Consider the following 15,755-nt stretch of genomic DNA (forward strand, 5'->3'; position numbering starts at 1 on the left):
GTGAAGGGCGAGGTCATCAAGACCGTTCCGGAGTCGAAGATCGTCGAGACCCTCATCGAGGAGGCCATGAAGCTCGCCGAGCAGATGGAGGCCGAGGGCGTGGCCTCCGGCGAGCCGTCGGTGTCGGTCGCCGACTGACGACGCCCCCGAGCGGCAGGCCGCCCGCCGTGACGCCGCCCGCCGTGCCGCTGCTCGGCACGCGCGCCACGGCGCCCCGACCCGTACGGCCCGCCGCTCCCCGGGCCCACCGCTGTTCCGCCGCTCCACCCACCGGCGGCCGGTGGTACGACGGCCAGGACCGCCCCGTGCCGATCCATGTACGGCGGTGTGCGAGGTAACGGTGGTGAGCGAACGGGCAGTTGGTACGGCGGCGCGCGCGGATACTGTCCGCAACGCACGCACGACCCCGCACCGCGAGGACCGGTACCCGGTCGGCGCCGTCGGCGCGAGCGAACCCGCCCTGACCGACGGCGACTTCACCGACTGCACCGACAACAATGGTTTTCTCCCGGTGAGTTGCCCCTCGGCCTGGGCCGGGCCCGCCCGCTCGTCGCCCGCCCGGGGCCTCGACCAGATCAAGGACTGAGCGGTGCCCGTGAGTGACGGCGTCGGCACATGACGTGAGATGCGCGCCCCGGGTGCTGGGGAGCGTCCTAGTACTGCAACGGTGCTAGGCGCCGCTTCCTCGGCCTCCCGGGAACCCCGCCGACCGACCGCCCCCACCGTGCCGTCCCCGTGGGGCGGCGCGGCACAAATTCGGCGGGTACAGTGCGGAGATCAGCAGAACCCCCAGGGTGAGGCGCCGCACGTGTTGACCCAGACCACCTCTCGGGTGCTCGAACCGAGCGACCTGGACGCCGCGCTCGCCGTCCTCGACCGCGAGCCCGTCGCGAACGCCTTCGTGACGTCCCGGGTGCAGATCGCGGGCCTCGATCCATGGCGGCTCGGCGGGGAGATGTGGGGCTGGTACGAGGACGGCATGCTGACCTCGCTGTGCTACGCGGGCGCCAACCTGGTGCCGATCTGCGCCACCCCGAGGGCCGTGCGCGCCTTCGCCGACCGGGCCCGCCGCGCCGGCCGCCGCTGCTCCTCCATCGTCGGACCCGCCGAACCCACCGCCCGGCTGTGGCGCCTCCTCGAACCGCACTGGGGCCCGGCCCGCGAGGTCCGCACCCACCAGCCGCTCATGGTCACCGACCGCATGCCCGCCGACATCGCCCCGGATCCCTACGTCCGCCGCATCCGCAAGGACGAGATAGAAACGATCATGCCGGCGTGCGTGGCGATGTTCACCGAGGAGGTCGGCGTCTCCCCGCTGGTCGGCGATGGCGGACTGCTCTACCAGGCCCGGGTCGCCGAACTCGTCGGCTCCGGCCGCTCCTTCGCCCGGCTCGACGACAACGGCAGGGTCGTGTTCAAGGCGGAGATCGGCGCGGCGACCGACCGGGCCTGCCAGATCCAGGGCGTGTGGGTGGCCCCCGAGTACCGGGGGTGCGGCCTCGCGGCCCCCGGCATGGCGGCGGTACTGCGTTACGCGCTCGCGGACGTGGCTCCCGTGGTGAGCCTGTACGTCAACGACTTCAACACCGCGGCCAGGCGAGCCTATCTACGGGTGGGCTTCCGGGAGGTCGGCGCGTTCATGAGCGTGCTGTTCTGAACCGCCTTTCTCCGACGGAACCGACGTAACCGACGTAACCGACGGAGCCGATGGACCGGACGAAACAGACGAAACCGACGGAACCGGCGAAGTCGACAGAGTCGACGGAGCCGATGGAGCCCCGGTCACCGGGTCGACGACCTTCACCTCCAGGCGCAGCGGCCCCCGGCCGACCGTGCCCGTGCGGTGCTCCAGGTCGTCCTCGATCCGGGTCTGTGGGGAGACCGGGGAGGTCTCGGTCATGCCGTGGCAGATGGAGACCTCCGCCCTGTGCATCTCGCCGACCACCCGCTGCATCCCATCACCTCGACCGGGCAGGGCGACCCCGCCATGATGCCGGTGCGCAGCGGCGCAGAGGCCGTACCCCGCGAAGCCGGGAAGCCGACAGAGCCGCGTGAGCCGACAGCGCCGACGGAACCGCGTGAGTCGGCTGTGCCGGCCGAGCCCACTGCGTCGGCCGAGCCGGGGGCGCCCGGGGCGGCATCCCCGGCCGCGCAAGGCCGCACGCACTCTCGGCCACAAGCGACGCCCGGGCCCCCCGGACACCCGAAACCCCCCTGTAGGCTCCGGGCCATGGACCTCGTCATCGGCCCCTTGGACCTCTCCGCCCACGTCGATGAGGCCCTAGCCGTCCAGGCCGTCGCCTTCGGGCTCGGCGCCGACGAGATCGCCGTGCGCCGCCACATCGTCCTGCGCCATATGACCTTCCCGGGCGCGCGGGCCTTCGGCGCGACCGCCGCAGGCCGGCTCGCCGGGTTCGTGTACGGCATGCCCAACGACCGTACGCACTGGTGGTCCACCGTCGTGGAGCCGTATCTGCGGGCACAGGGCCACGACGAGTGGCTCGACGAGTCCTTCGTGATCACCGAGCTGCATGTCCACCCGCGCTACCAGAACCGGGGCATCGGCCGCGCCCTGATCACCACCATCACCGACGGGGCCGCCGAACCCCGGTCGATCCTCTCCGCGATCGACACCGACAGCCCGGCCCGCGGCCTCTACCACTCCCTCGGCTATCAGGACCTGGCCCGCCAGGTCCTGTTCCCCAGCGCCCCCAGGCCGTACGCGGTCATGGGGGCACCGCTGCCCCTGCGCCGCCGTCGGCCGGGAATCGATTTCCGGCCATGGCAACCGCCCGGCTAACCTCCTAGCCATCACCCTTACCCGGCAGGAGTACGAGAACGATGGCGAACGCACCGGTCCAGCGCATGTCCCAGTTGATGGCCAAGACGCTGCGCGACGACCCGGCGGACGCCGAGGTCCTCAGCCACAAGCTGCTCGTCCGCGCCGGCTATGTGCGCCGCACCGCCGCCGGCCTGTGGTCCTGGCTGCCGCTCGGCAAGCGGGTCCTCGCCAACGTGGAGCGCATCGTCCGCGAGGAGATGGACGCGATCGGCGCCCAGGAGGTGCTGCTGCCCGCGCTGCTGCCGCGCGAGCCCTACGACGCGACCGGCCGCTGGGACGAGTACGGTCCCGAACTGTTCCGCCTCCAGGACCGCAAGGGCGGCGACTATCTGCTCGGCCCGACCCACGAGGAGATCTTCACCCTGCTGGTGAAGGACCAGGCGTCCTCCTACAAGGACCTGCCGGTCATCCTCTACCAGATCCAGAGCAAGTACCGTGACGAGGCCCGGCCCCGCGCGGGCATCCTGCGCGGCCGTGAGTTCCTGATGAAGGACTCGTACTCCTTCGACCTGGACGACGAGGGCCTCGCCCGGTCCTACGCCCTGCACCGGCAGGCATACCAGCGGATCTTTGAGCGCCTGGGCCTCGACTACCGCATCTGCGCCGCCACCGCGGGCGCCATGGGCGGCTCCAAGTCCGAGGAGTTCCTGGCCCCGGCCGGAGCCGGTGAGGACACCTTCGCGGACTGCCCGAACTGCGACTTCGCGGCCAACACCGAGGCGATCGGCTACGAACTCAAGCCGGTGGACGGCTCCTTGGTGCCCGCGGCCGAGGAGATCCCCACCCCGGACACCCCGACCATCGAGACGCTGGCCGCCTCCCTCGGCGTTCCGGCCTCCGCCACCCTGAAGAACCTCCTCGTCAAGGTCGACGGCGAGATCGTCGCCGTGGGCGTCCCGGGCGACCGCGAGGTCGACCTGGACAAGGTCGAGGCGCACTTCGCCCCGGCCGCGGTCGAGTTGGTCACCGCCGAGGACTTCACCGGCCGCCCCGACCTGGTGCGCGGCTACGTCGGGCCGCAGGGCCTGGACAAGGTCACCTATCTCGCCGACCCGCGGGTGGCCCCGGGCACGGCGTGGATCACGGGCGCCAACAAGGAGCATGTCCACGCCCGGAACGTGGTCGCCGGACGTGACTTCGAGGTGGACGAGTACGTCGACGTCGTGGTGGTGCGGGAGGGCGACCCGTGCCCGAACTGCGGCACCGGCCTCAAGCTGGACCGCGCCATCGAGATCGGCCACATCTTCCAGCTGGGCCGCAAGTACGCCGACGCCCTCAAGCTCGACGTCCTCGGCCAGAACGGCAAGCCGGTCCGCGTGACCATGGGCTCCTACGGCATCGGTGTCTCCCGCGCGGTCGCCGCCCTCGCCGAGCAGACCGCCGACGAGCAGGGCCTGTGCTGGCCTGCGGAGGTCGCCCCGGCGGATGTGCATGTGGTGGCCGCGGGCAAGGCCCTGCAGACCGAAGTGGCGCTCGACGTCTCCGAGAAGCTGGCCGCCGCGGGCCTCCGCGTGCTGGTCGACGACCGGGCCGGGGTCTCCCCGGGCGTGAAGTTCACGGACTCCGAGCTGATCGGCGTCCCCCGCATCCTGGTGGCGGGCCGCCGCGCGGGCGAGGGCGTCCTGGAACTGAAGGACCGCAAGACCGGTCACCGCGAAGAGCTGACCATCGACGAGGCGATCGCCCGCCTGACGTCCCGCTGAGCGCTCCGGGGGAGGGGCCAGGGTGCGCCGTCGGTCGGTTGCGGTGACATCGTGGCTGGTCGCGCGGTTCCCGGCGCCCCTTCCGGGGCGCTGCCGAGCCACAGCGGACTTCGCCCGACCCGCTCGGCCCCTCCCGGCAGCCACCACGAGACGGGGTCACCACACCTGCACCCGATGGCCCATGGCCGATCCCCACGACCGCCCACGGGCCACCGGCGGTTTGTGCGGACCGTTCACGCGGGCCACCGGCGGTTTGCGCGGACCGTCCACTGCCGCTGCCGGCCACCGACCGGCCCGCGGCCCTACAGCCAGGACGCGAACTCCATGAGCAGTTCGGTGTCCTTGGCGCGGCCTGCCCGGCGGGCCCGCAGTCCGGATTCCACCGCGCGGAACAGGGTCCAACCCCGCAGGCGGTCCTGATCGACGTCCAGTGCCTCGGCGAGCCGCTTCACCCGGCGTCGGGTCGTCGCCGAGCCCGACGGGGAGGCGATCAGGTCCTCCACCCGGTCTCGGACCAGCCGGGCCAGGTCGAAGGCGCACTCGCCGACCACCGGGTCCGGCCCTACCGCGAGCCATGGCATCCGCTCCCCGGCGAGCACCTTGCTCTGCCGGAACGTGCCGTGCAGCAGCCGGTGCTCGGGCGGCGCCACGAGCAGTTCCTCGCGGGCCGTGAGCGCCGCGTCGACCAGCGGCACCGCCTCGGCGTCCGCCCCGGCCCGCATCGCCGCCGCCTGCCGCCCGGTCCGCTCGGCCACCGTCTCGAAAGGGTGCGCGGCACCGCCGCCGGGTGGCTCGACCCACAGCCGCCGCAGCGTCCCGGCCGCCTCCAGCAACGCCCGCGCCTCCGGCAGCGAGCGCACCGACACATCCGGGTGCAGCCGCTCCAACAGCAGCTCGCCCTCGGCCACGAAGGGTTCCAGCAGCTGGACGGCGCCCAGCCCGCCCCAGTGCGCGAGCGCCGCCCGCTCGCTCTCCGGCCGGGCCCGGTGCGGTGCCAGCTTCAGCACGGCCGGAGATCCGTCCGCCCGCCGCACCAGCACCACCAGGCTGCTGCGCCCGCCCGGCACCTGCACCCGCTCCACGGTCAGCTCGCGCAGCGCGACGGCCTGCCGGGCCGCCTCGGGCAGCTTCTCCAGCCAGTCGTCACCGTCCGGTGCCGTCTCACCGAGCGCGCGCACCAGGCGGCGCGGCGGTTCGAAAGCCATGCGCGAGTCGTTCCTTTCCTGCGGTACGGGGCCTGCGGTACAGGGCTGCGTCGCCCGTCGGTCCGTGCGGTCAGCCGCCCGGACCGGGCTACGGCGTCCGCGTCGCTGGAGCCGGGCCGGTCCCGGCCCTCTTGTCGGCCCGTTCGCCGAGACCAGGGAAGGCTACGCTCTCCCCGCGCCAGCGCACCGCGCGCACCGCCGCTTCCCGCAGCGCCGCCGCGGCCGAGCCGCGCCGCTCGCCCGAGACCGCCCGCACCAGATCGGAGTAGACGTCGGCGACCCGCTCCTCCAACTCGGCGGCCAGCCGCACCGCGGCGGCCGAGTCCGGCACCGGGAACGGCAGCGCGTAGGCGGCGCTCGCCGCGACCGGCTCACCGCCCCGGTCGCGCACCTCGCGCGCCAGCGCGTCCCGCCGCGCCCGGTGTGCGTCCCACGCGGCCCGCGCCTCCGCCCGCCGCCCCGCGGTGATCCGCCCGCCGACCACTCCGAACCCGTACACGGCCGCATGCTCGGCGGCCAGTGCCGCCTGCAGTGCCGTCAGCCCGCCGTCCTTCGCCTCGCTCACCTGGCGCCCTCCTTCCGCGCTGCCCGGCGAGCCGGGCGCTCCCGCTCGGTCGTCCCGCTCAACTGCCGTCGCCCGCCAGCAGATACGCGTGTGCCGCCCCGGCCGCCGCCGTCGATGCCAGCAGCCGCGCCAGCTCACCCGGGACCTCCAGCAGCGCCTTGGCCCGCCGGTCGGCGAGGCCACGTTCGGCGAGGGCGAGCCCCGCCAGGGCCTTGGTGGTGTTCGCCGGGACCGCGGCGGCGGTCGGCGAGGCGGACGCGGCGGCGGCCGTCGGGGCCGAGGACGGCGACGGGTCGGCCGCCCCCTCCTCGAACGCCGTCGCGTGCGCCACGACCGCGGCACGCAGCGGCCGCAACCGCCGCGCCAGCGCCGGATGCGCGGCGAGCACGGCGTCGTACCGCGCCGCCAGCTCCCGGCTGTCCCGGGCGGCCCGCGCGCGTGTCCGTTCGGCGGCCGACGGACCGCTGCCGGCGGTGCCCGAATCCCCGTCCCCGCCGGAGCAGCCCACGAGGAGGACCGTTCCGGCAGCCGAGGCGAGCAGGGTTCTTCTCCGCGGCCCCGTAAGGGCGCGCGACGACGGGGAGAGGGGCACGGCAGACGTCCTCGGGGGAGCTCGTACGACGAGAAAGACGAGAAAGGGGCACGCTCGTGATCACCGTACCCGCGTGCCTCCCCGGCACCGGTCAGCGGCACCGCTCGTGCGCAGGTGGACGGCAACACCCCCGGCGACCGGATACCCTTTGACCAGACACGCGACCCATCCCACAACAGCACACGCGGCCGAGGAGTCACCCGGATGAGCACCACCCAGAGCGAGAGGCTGCGGGAACTGCTGGAACCGCTCGTCACCGCACAGGGCCTCGATCTCGAAGAGATCGCCGTGGACTCCGTCGGACGCAAGCGGGTGCTGCGCGTCGTCGTCGACTCCGACACCGGTGCGGACCTGGACCGGATCGCCGATGTGAGCCGCGCGCTCTCGGCGAAGCTGGACGAGACGGACGCGATGGGCGCGAGCGCGTACGACCTGGAGGTGGGCACCCCGGGAGCGGAGCGCGCCCTGACCGAACACCGCCACTACGTGCGTGCCACGGACCGTCTGGTGAAGTTCCAACTGCACGAGGGCGGTGAGCTGGTGGCCCGGATCCTCGCGGTGGACGAGGACGGCCTCGACCTCGAAGTGCCCGGTGTCAAGGGCCGCAGGCCCACCGCGCGCAGACTGGCCTTCCCCGATATCGCCAAGGCGCGCGTGCAGGTCGAGTTCAGCCGCAAGGACAGCGAGAAGTTCCCCCACGACGACAAACACGACGACAAGCACGACGACAAGAAGGAAGAGGAGGCGTAGCCGTGGACATCGACATGAGCGCCCTGCGGGGTCTGGTACGGGAGAAGGAGATCTCCTTCGACCTGCTGGTCGAGGCGATCGAGTCGGCCCTCCTCATCGCCTACCACCGCACCGAGGGAAGCCGTCGGCACGCGCGCGTGGAGCTCAACCGGGAGACCGGGCATGTGACCGTGTGGGCGAAGGAGGACCCCGAGGACCTCGAAGAGGGCCAGGAGCCCCGCGAGTTCGACGACACCCCGTCGGGCTTCGGCCGGATCGCCGCCACCACCGCCAAGCAGGTCATCCTGCAACGGCTGCGGGACGCCGAGGACGACGCGACGCTCGGCGAGTACGCCGGCCGCGAGGGCGACATCGTCACCGGCGTGGTGCAGCAGGGCCGCGACCCGAAGAACGTGCTCGTCGACATCGGCAGGCTGGAGGCCATCCTGCCGGTGCAGGAGCAGGTGCCGGGCGAGACCTATCCACACGGCATGCGGCTGCGTTCGTACGTCGTCCGGGTGGCGAAGGGCGTGCGGGGACCGTCGGTCACCCTCTCGCGCACCCACCCCAATCTGGTGAAGAAGCTCTTCGCGCTGGAGGTGCCGGAGATCGCCGACGGCTCCGTGGAGATCGCCGCGATCGCCCGTGAGGCCGGTCACCGCACCAAGATCGCCGTCCGCTCCACCCGTCCGGGCCTGAACGCCAAGGGGGCCTGCATCGGCCCCATGGGCGGCCGGGTGCGCAATGTGATGGGCGAGCTGAACGGCGAGAAGATCGACATCGTGGACTGGTCGGACGACCCGGCGGAGATGGTGGCGAACGCGCTGTCGCCCGCGCGGGTGTCCAAGGTGGAGGTCGTGGACATGGCGTCCCGGTCCGCCCGGGTGACCGTGCCCGACTACCAGCTGTCACTGGCGATCGGCAAAGAGGGACAGAACGCCCGGCTCGCGGCCCGGCTCACGGGCTGGCGCATCGACATCCGTCCGGACACCGAGCAGCCGTCCGAGTGAAGTCGCCCGGACGGGGGGAATAGTTCCAAGCCGCAGGTCGCTTGGAACACGACAACAACCGTTCGATCTCTGCCCCGAAGGGGTGAGGTCGGTGCGGGGAGGTAGACTTAGCAGTGTCTGGCCGGACGCGAGCCCGCGCATGCCCTGAGCGCACCTGTGTGGGGTGCAGGCAGCGAGCGGCCAAGATCGAACTGTTGCGCATCGTGGCGGTCGAGGATGCCTGCGTCCCCGATCCTCGCGGTACGCTGCCCGGCCGGGGTGCCTATGTGCACCCCGTCCCGGTCTGTCTCGATCAGGCGGTACGCCGCCGGGCGTTTCCACGGGCGCTCCGCGTCCCGGGACCGCTCGACGTAATGGCGTTGCGCCGGTACGTCGAGCAGACACACAGTTGCTGAGGCAACACGGCAAGGAAAGACGTGCCGTACGGAACTCCGTGCGGCCGGTACCTCGCGAGTCGAAAGCAGGTCGAGATTGCGATGAGCACTCGATGAGTACGCGATGAGTACGCCCATGAACTAGCGACGGTCCGGCCGCAACCCGGACCTCTAAGGAGCGAAGTGGCTAAGGTCCGGGTCTACGAACTCGCCAAGGAGTTCGGTGTGGAGAGCAAGGTCGTCATGGCCAAGCTCCAGGAACTCGGTGAATTCGTCCGTTCGGCGTCCTCCACAATCGAGGCGCCCGTAGTACGTAAGCTGACCGACGCCTTCCAGGGCGGTGGCAACGGCAGGTCCGCCGCCAAGCCCGCCCCGCGCAAGGCCGCCCCCAAGCCCGCCGCGCCCGCCCCGGCGCAGGCGGCACGTCCGGCTGCGCCGAAGCCGGCCGCCCCCAGGCCCCCCGTGGCCCAGCAGCCCGCGGCCACGCCGGCCCCCGCGTCCACCCCGTCGGCCCCCGGCCCGCGCCCGGGCCCGAAGCCCGCGCCTCGTCCGGCCCCGGCGGCGCCCACCACGCCGGAGTTCACCGCTCCGCCGTCGGCCCCGGCTCCGTCCCCGGCCGCCCAGGGCCCGCGTTCCGGCGCCCGCCCCGGCGCGCCCAAGCCCGGTGCCCGTCCGGGCGGGTCCGGCCAGGGCCGTCCCGGCCAGGGTGCGCCGCGCCCCGGTGGCCAGGGCCAGCGTCCGGGTGCCCGTCCGGCCGGTCCGCGACCGGGCAACAACCCCTTCACGTCCGGTGGTTCCACCGGTATGGCGCGCCCGCAGGCGCCCTGTCCGCAGGGCGGACGTCCGGGCTCCGGCGGTCCCGGCGGCGGTCCCCGTCCGCAGGGCCCCGGCGCCCAGGGCGGCGGTCCGCGTCCGCAGGCTCCGGGTGGTCACTCCGGTTCCTCCGGTCGGCCGAGCCCGGCCGGCATGCCCCGCCCGCAGGGCGGTCCGCGTCCCGGCGGCGGTCCCGGCGGCCCGCGTCCGAACCCCGGCATGATGCCGCAGCGTCCCGCTGCCGGCCCGCGTCCGGGCCCCGGCGGCGGTCGCGGCCCGGCCGGTGCCGGTCGTCCCGGTGGCGGCGGCGGCGGTCGTCCCGGCGGTGGCGGCGGTGGCTTCGCCGGTCGTCCCGGTGGCGGCGGCGGTGGCGGCGGCTTCGGTGGCGGCGGTGGCGGCGGTGGCCGTCCCGGCTTCGGTGGCCGTCCCGGCGGCCCCGGTGGTCGCGGCGGCACGCAGGGTGCCTTCGGCCGTCCCGGCGGTCCCGCGCGCCGTGGCCGCAAGTCGAAGCGGCAGCGGCGCCAGGAGTACGAGGCCATGCAGGCCCCGAGCGTCGGCGGCGTGATGCTGCCGCGCGGCAACGGCGAGAGCATCCGTCTCTCCCGCGGCGCGTCGCTCACCGACTTCGCGGAGAAGATCAACGCCAACCCGGCGTCGCTCGTCGCGGTCATGATGAACCTGGGCGAGATGGTCACCGCGACGCAGTCCGTCTCCGACGAGACCCTGCTGCTCCTCGCCGGCGAGATGAACTACACGGTTCAGATCGTCAGCCCCGAGGAGGAGGACCGCGAGCTCCTGGAGTCCTTCGACATCGAGTTCGGCGAGGACGAGGGCTCCGAGGAGGACCTGGTGGTCCGCCCGCCGGTCGTCACCGTCATGGGTCACGTCGACCACGGAAAGACCCGACTCCTCGACGCCATCCGCAAGACGAACGTCATCGCGGGCGAGGCCGGCGGCATCACCCAGCACATCGGTGCCTACCAGGTCGCGACCGAGGTCAACGGCGAAGAGCGGGCCATCACCTTCATCGACACCCCGGGTCACGAGGCGTTCACCGCCATGCGTGCCCGCGGTGCGAAGTCGACGGACATCGCGATCCTCGTGGTCGCGGCCAACGACGGTGTGATGCCGCAGACGGTCGAGGCCCTGAACCACGCCAAGGCGGCCGACGTGCCGATCGTGGTCGCGGTCAACAAGATCGACGTCGAGGGCGCGGACCCGACCAAGGTGCGCGGTCAGCTGACCGAGTACGGCCTGGTGGCCGAGGAGTACGGCGGCGAAACGATGTTCGTCGACATCTCCGCCAAGCAGGGCCTGCACATCGACAGCCTGCTGGAGGCGGTCGTCCTGACCGCCGACGCCGCCCTGGACCTGCGGGCCAACCCGCACCAGGACGCGCAGGGCATCTCGATCGAGTCCCGGCTCGACCGCGGCCGCGGTGCCGTGTCGACGGTCCTCGTCCAGCGAGGCACGCTCCGCGTGGGCGACACAATGGTCGTCGGCGACGCCTACGGCCGCGTCCGGGCCATGCTCGACGACAACGGCAACAACGTCGCCGAGGCCGGCCCGTCCACGCCGGTCCAGGTCCTGGGTCTGACCAACGTCCCGGGCGCCGGCGACAACTTCCTGGTGGTCGACGAGGACCGTACGGCCCGTCAGATCGCGGAGAAGCGCGCCGCCCGCGAGCGCAACGCGGCCTTCGCGAAGCGCACGCGCCGCGTGTCCCTGGAGGACCTGGACAAGGTGCTGAAGGCCGGCGAGGTCCAGCAGCTGAACCTGATCATCAAGGGCGACGCGTCCGGATCGGTCGAGGCACTGGAGTCCTCCCTGCTCCAGCTGGACGTCGGCGAAGAGGTCGACATCCGCGTCCTGCACCGCGGCGTCGGTGCGGTCACGGAGTCCGACATCGACCTGGCGATGGGCTCCGACGCCATCGTGATCGGCTTCAACGTGCGCGCGGCGGGCCGCGCGCAGCAGATGGCCGAGCGCGAGGGCGTGGACGTCCGGTACTACTCGGTCATCTACCAGGCGATCGAGGAGATCGAGGCGGCCCTCAAGGGCATGCTCAAGCCGGAGTTCGAAGAGGTCGAGCTGGGCACGGCGGAGATCCGCGAGGTCTTCAAGTCGTCCAAGCTGGGCAACATCGCCGGTGTGCTCATCCGCTCGGGCGAGGTCAAGCGCAACACCAAGGCGCGCCTGCTGCGCGACGGCAAGGTCGTCGCGGAGAACCTCACCATCGACGGCCTGCGTCGCTTCAAGGACGACGTCACCGAGATCCGCGAAGGGTTCGAGGGCGGTATCAACCTCGGCAACTTCAACGACATCAAGATCGACGACGTCATCGCGACGTACGAGATGCGCGAGAAGCCGCGGGTGTGACGACCTACGGGTTCTGACGCCGGCCGGCGGGACGTGTTTCCGTCGGCCGGCGCCCTTTCCCAACCCGCCCCGGCCGCCCGGCTCGGTGGGTCGAGTGGTCCCGTTGCGGGGCTCTGCCCACCTGACCGCCCGGCTCCCTCGATCGCCTGGCCCCTGTCATGGGGCTTCGCCCCTGAGCCCACCGAAGTGGGGTGGGTGGGCAGGACCCGGTCGGGCGGCTCCGCCGCTCGGGCAGCCGGGGTCCGGGGCGGAGCCCCCGGGCGGAACAGCAGCCAACCGGTGCCGAGGAAACCCCATCGAGCCGTCGGCAGGTACGCGGTACCGTTCTTGATGTCCCTGCCGATCCCAAGGGCAGGGCCATCGATCCCGTACCGGCGGGTCATCCGGAGACACACATGTACGTGGGGACACTGTCCTTCGACCTGCTCCTCGGCGACGTACGGTCGCTGAAGGAGAAGCGCTCCGTCGTCCGCCCGATCGTCGCCGAACTGCAGCGCAAGTACGCGGTGAGCGCGGCCGAGGTGGATCATCTGGACCTCCATCGCCGGGCTCTGATCGGCCTCGCGATGGTCTCCGGCGACGCGGGGCACCTGAGCGACATACTCGACCGGTGCGAACGGCTGGTCGCCGGCCGCCCCGAAGTGGAGCTGCTGTCGGTGCGGCGGCGCTTCCACGGGGACGACGACTGACCACAGAACACAGAAGAAGAAAGAACGGGAGACGGACCAGTGGCCGACAACGCGCGGGCGAAAAGGCTGGCGGACCTCATCCGAGAGGTGGTGGCCCAGAAGCTGCAGCGCGGGATCAAGGACCCGCGGCTCGGCTCGCACGTCACCATCACGGACACCCGGGTGACCGGGGACCTGCGGGAGGCGACCGTCTTCTACACGGTGTACGGCGACGACGAGGAGCGGCAGGCCGCAGCGGCCGGACTGGAGAGCGCCAAGGGCATCCTGCGCTCCGAGGTCGGTCGTGCCGCCGGCGTGAAGTTCACGCCCACGCTCACCTTCGTCGCGGACGCGCTGCCGGACACCGCCCGGAACATCGAAGACCTCCTCGACCGGGCACGGGCCTCCGACGCGAAGGTGCGCGAGGCGTCCGCGGGAGCCGCGTACGCCGGAGAAGCGGACCCGTACCGCAAGCCCGGATCGGACGACGAGACGGACGTTCCCGGCGAATGACCAGCAAGCAGACCACGCCCGACGGCCTCGTCATCGTCGACAAGCCGTCGGGCTTCACCTCGCACGACGTCGTCGCCAAGATGCGCGGGATCGCGCGGACGCGCCGTGTCGGGCACGCGGGCACCCTCGACCCGATGGCGACCGGCGTGCTCGTCCTCGGTGTCGAGAGGGCGACAAAGCTCCTCGGGCACCTCGCCCTGACGGAGAAGGAGTACCTGGGCACCATCCGGCTCGGCCAGACCACGCTCACCGACGACGCCGAGGGCGAGATCACCGCCGCCACCGACGCCGGCAAGGTCACCCGCGAGGGCATCGACGCCGGCGTCGCCAAGCTGACCGGCGCCATCATGCAGGTGCCCTCCAAGGTCAGCGCCATCAAAATCGACGGTGTGCGCTCCTACAAGCGGGCCCGCGAGGGCGAGGACTTCGAGATCCCCGCCCGGCCGGTCACCATCTCCTCCTTCACGGTGTACGACGTCCGGGACGCCGTCGCCGAGGACGGCACCCCGGTGCTCGACCTGGTGGTCTCGGTCGTCTGCTCCTCCGGCACCTACATCCGCGCCCTCGCCCGTGACCTGGGCGCCGACCTGGGTGTGGGCGGCCATCTCACCGCGCTGCGCCGCACCCGGGTCGGGCCGTACCGACTGGACGCGGCGCGGACCCTGGACCAGCTCCAGCAGGAGCTGACCGTGATGCCGATCGCCGCGGCCGCCGCGGCCGCCTTCCCGCGCTGGGACGTGGACACCAAGCGGGCCCGGCTGCTCCTGAATGGCGTACGGCTGGAGATGCCCGACGCGTACACGGGCTCCGGCGCCGTCGCGGTCTTCGACCCCGAGGGCCGCTTCCTCGCGCTCGTCGAGGAACAGAAGGGCAAGGCGAAGAGCCTGGCCGTCTTCGGCTGACCGCCTTCCGCCGAGGCTGACCGCTTCGGCCGGCCCGTGGAGCGGCGGAGCATGGGGTTCCACTGCCGCCGCTCCACGGTTCCCCCTCGGTTCCCCCATCCCAAGGGTTGTCCAGCCGCCCTCGCCCATTCACCCGGCCGGGCAGGCGCTCGGAGTGAACCGGGGGAGTGGAAGGGGGCGCTTTCGACAGGCGATCTGTCCCGCTGATCACTGCGCGCCTACCGTCGAGGACAGGGCGCGTGGGCAGGGGCGGGAGGTTCGACCATGGCGGTACGGGGCCCGCGGACCGGGAACAGCCGCCGGGCGGCGGATGGTGCGGGCCGGACTCGGGACGTGGCCCGGCACCAGCCGGACGTGGCCCGGCACGAGCGGGACGAAGCCTGGCACCAGCGGGACGGAATGGGCGACACGGGCGGCAGGCCGCCCGCGCGGTGGACCGCGGGCGGCCCGGACGTGACCCTGGTACAGATCCGCGATCCGGCCGGTCGGCCGCGCGGCACCGGTTTCCCGGCCGATCATCACGGCACCGTCGTCACCAGCCACGAAGCCGTCGACGGACTCGCCCGGCTGGTCCTGCATGCGGGCGAGCGCACCTGCGTCGTCACCGCCGACGCCGTCACCCCGCTGCCCCACCTGGACCTGGCCCTCGTCCGCGCCGACGGGCTTGGCGTCGCTCCGCTCCCGATCACCGCGCGGGAGCGGATCGAGACCGGCACCTATGTGCGTCTCGCCGCCTGCGGCTGGCGTGAGGCGCGGGCGCTCGGCGTGACCGAGGTGACCTACACGGCCACGGACCGCGTCCATCTCCTCGACGGCGTACTGGAGTTGGCGATCGGCACGGCGGGGCGGGACGCGCTGCGGCTGGGCGGCGGAGCCGCCGGGGGACCCGTGCTCGACGCGGAAACCGGCACGGTCGTCGCCGTGCTCGGCACCGCGCTGCGGTCCGAGGACCGCGACATCGGCTTCGCGGTGCCGCTGCGCCGTACCGCCTCCGGTTCCGCCCGGACGGCGGGCAGGCACGGCGCGGACACGGGCCCGCTCGCCGACCTGCTCGCCCGCAACGCGGCGACCGTGCCCGCCTACGGCGCCGAGGTCAACCTGGCGGGCATCCTGGAGATCACCGCCGCCTCGTTCGGACAGGACGGCTCGCCCGGGGCGCCCGTCGGCCATGTCGGAGCGGTCGGCAGCGCCGGTCCCGGACCCGTCGAACCCGTCCAACGGGTCGGCATCACACGGGAGTTGACGTCCTTCACGGAGGGCGACCGCACGGTACTCGCCCTCGTCGGCGCCCCGGGCAGCGGACGGACGACGGAACTCGCAGCCCTCGCCGCCCGGCGCGCTCAAGGCCCCGCACCGGCGCCCACGCTGTGGCTGCGCGGCGCCGACCTCTCGGCCGCCGACGGCTCGGTGGCCGACGCGGCGCGCCGCGCCCTGGACCGGGCGGCCCGCATCGTCGCGGC

The 15,755-nt window shown here is 72.8% G+C and carries 15 protein-coding genes and 2 pseudogenes; 13 read left to right on the plus strand and 4 right to left on the minus strand.

Annotation, left to right across the window (positions count from 1 at the left end; all coding sequences use genetic code 11):
* From ACWEKM_RS42205 to ACWEKM_RS42215, 3 genes and pseudogenes are all read left to right on the plus strand, one after another.
* A pseudogene (locus tag ACWEKM_RS42205) lies at positions 1–138 on the plus strand (flavodoxin-dependent (E)-4-hydroxy-3-methylbut-2-enyl-diphosphate synthase); the annotation flags it as partial.
* Positions 139–343: 205 nt separating this feature from the next.
* Entirely contained in the window at positions 344–586 is a 243-nt protein-coding gene (locus tag ACWEKM_RS42210; protein ID WP_451626612.1) for a hypothetical protein, read from the plus strand.
* A gap of 222 nt (positions 587–808) precedes the next feature.
* A complete protein-coding gene (locus ACWEKM_RS42215) occupies positions 809–1,657 on the plus strand; it encodes a GNAT family N-acetyltransferase (protein ID WP_451626613.1) in 849 nt (282 codons plus the stop codon).
* A gap of 120 nt (positions 1,658–1,777) precedes the next feature.
* Here the strand turns inward: ACWEKM_RS42215 and ACWEKM_RS42220 are convergent.
* Positions 1,778–2,038: pseudogene (locus ACWEKM_RS42220) on the minus strand (AMP-binding protein); the annotation flags it as partial.
* A gap of 192 nt (positions 2,039–2,230) precedes the next feature.
* Here ACWEKM_RS42220 and ACWEKM_RS42225 point away from each other — a divergent pair.
* Both ACWEKM_RS42225 and ACWEKM_RS42230 read left to right on the plus strand, forming a co-directional pair.
* Positions 2,231–2,800, plus strand: coding sequence for a GNAT family N-acetyltransferase (locus ACWEKM_RS42225; protein WP_451626614.1), 570 nt, complete (start codon positions 2,231–2,233; stop codon positions 2,798–2,800).
* 41 nt (positions 2,801–2,841) lie between these two features.
* Positions 2,842–4,545 carry a proline--tRNA ligase gene (locus ACWEKM_RS42230; protein ID WP_451626615.1) on the plus strand — a complete coding sequence of 568 codons (1,704 nt, stop codon included), beginning with the start codon at positions 2,842–2,844 and terminating at the stop codon, positions 4,543–4,545.
* A gap of 302 nt (positions 4,546–4,847) precedes the next feature.
* Here the strand turns inward: ACWEKM_RS42230 and ACWEKM_RS42235 are convergent, their stop codons facing one another.
* The 3 genes from ACWEKM_RS42235 to ACWEKM_RS42245 all read right to left on the minus strand — a co-directional run bounded on the left by ACWEKM_RS42235 (position 4,848) and on the right by ACWEKM_RS42245 (position 6,907).
* Positions 4,848–5,750, minus strand: a complete 903-nt coding sequence (locus ACWEKM_RS42235) for an aminoglycoside phosphotransferase family protein (RefSeq protein WP_451626616.1) — start codon at positions 5,748–5,750, stop codon at positions 4,848–4,850.
* Positions 5,751–5,838: 88 nt separating this feature from the next.
* Entirely contained in the window at positions 5,839–6,315 is a 477-nt protein-coding gene (locus ACWEKM_RS42240; RefSeq protein ID WP_451626617.1) for a ferritin-like domain-containing protein, read from the minus strand.
* Positions 6,316–6,373: 58 nt separating this feature from the next.
* Positions 6,374–6,907, minus strand: coding sequence for a hypothetical protein (locus tag ACWEKM_RS42245; protein ID WP_451626618.1), 534 nt, complete (start codon positions 6,905–6,907; stop codon positions 6,374–6,376).
* Between the two features lie 204 nt (positions 6,908–7,111).
* On the opposite strand from ACWEKM_RS42245, the gene rimP reads away from it, so the two are divergent.
* The 8 genes from rimP to ACWEKM_RS42285 all read left to right on the plus strand — a co-directional run.
* On the plus strand, positions 7,112–7,657 hold the full coding sequence (rimP, locus tag ACWEKM_RS42250) for a ribosome maturation factor RimP (protein WP_451626619.1): 546 nt from the start codon (positions 7,112–7,114) through the stop codon (positions 7,655–7,657).
* A gap of 2 nt (positions 7,658–7,659) precedes the next feature.
* On the plus strand, positions 7,660–8,646 hold the full coding sequence (nusA, locus tag ACWEKM_RS42255; RefSeq protein ID WP_451626620.1) for a transcription termination factor NusA: 987 nt from the start codon (positions 7,660–7,662) through the stop codon (positions 8,644–8,646).
* Positions 8,647–8,759: 113 nt separating this feature from the next.
* A complete protein-coding gene (locus ACWEKM_RS42260; RefSeq protein WP_351745929.1) occupies positions 8,760–9,041 on the plus strand; it encodes a YlxR family protein in 282 nt (93 codons plus the stop codon).
* Between the two features lie 162 nt (positions 9,042–9,203).
* On the plus strand, positions 9,204–12,212 hold the full coding sequence (gene infB / locus ACWEKM_RS42265; RefSeq protein ID WP_451626621.1) for a translation initiation factor IF-2: 3,009 nt from the start codon (positions 9,204–9,206) through the stop codon (positions 12,210–12,212).
* Between the two features lie 395 nt (positions 12,213–12,607).
* Positions 12,608–12,901, plus strand: coding sequence for a DUF503 domain-containing protein (locus tag ACWEKM_RS42270; protein ID WP_451626622.1), 294 nt, complete (start codon positions 12,608–12,610; stop codon positions 12,899–12,901).
* A gap of 39 nt (positions 12,902–12,940) precedes the next feature.
* Entirely contained in the window at positions 12,941–13,393 is a 453-nt protein-coding gene (gene rbfA / locus ACWEKM_RS42275; RefSeq protein WP_451626623.1) for a 30S ribosome-binding factor RbfA, read from the plus strand.
* Positions 13,390–14,295 carry a tRNA pseudouridine(55) synthase TruB gene (gene truB, locus ACWEKM_RS42280; protein WP_451626624.1) on the plus strand — a complete coding sequence of 302 codons (906 nt, stop codon included), beginning with the start codon at positions 13,390–13,392 and terminating at the stop codon, positions 14,293–14,295. The genes rbfA and truB overlap by 4 nt, the downstream gene beginning before the upstream one ends.
* 264 nt (positions 14,296–14,559) lie before the next feature.
* Positions 14,560–15,755, plus strand: a 1,196-nt coding sequence (locus ACWEKM_RS42285; protein WP_451626625.1) for a trypsin-like peptidase domain-containing protein, incomplete at its 3' end; no start/stop codon positions are given.

It is taken from the genome of Streptomyces sp. NPDC004752, from assembly GCF_053601275.1.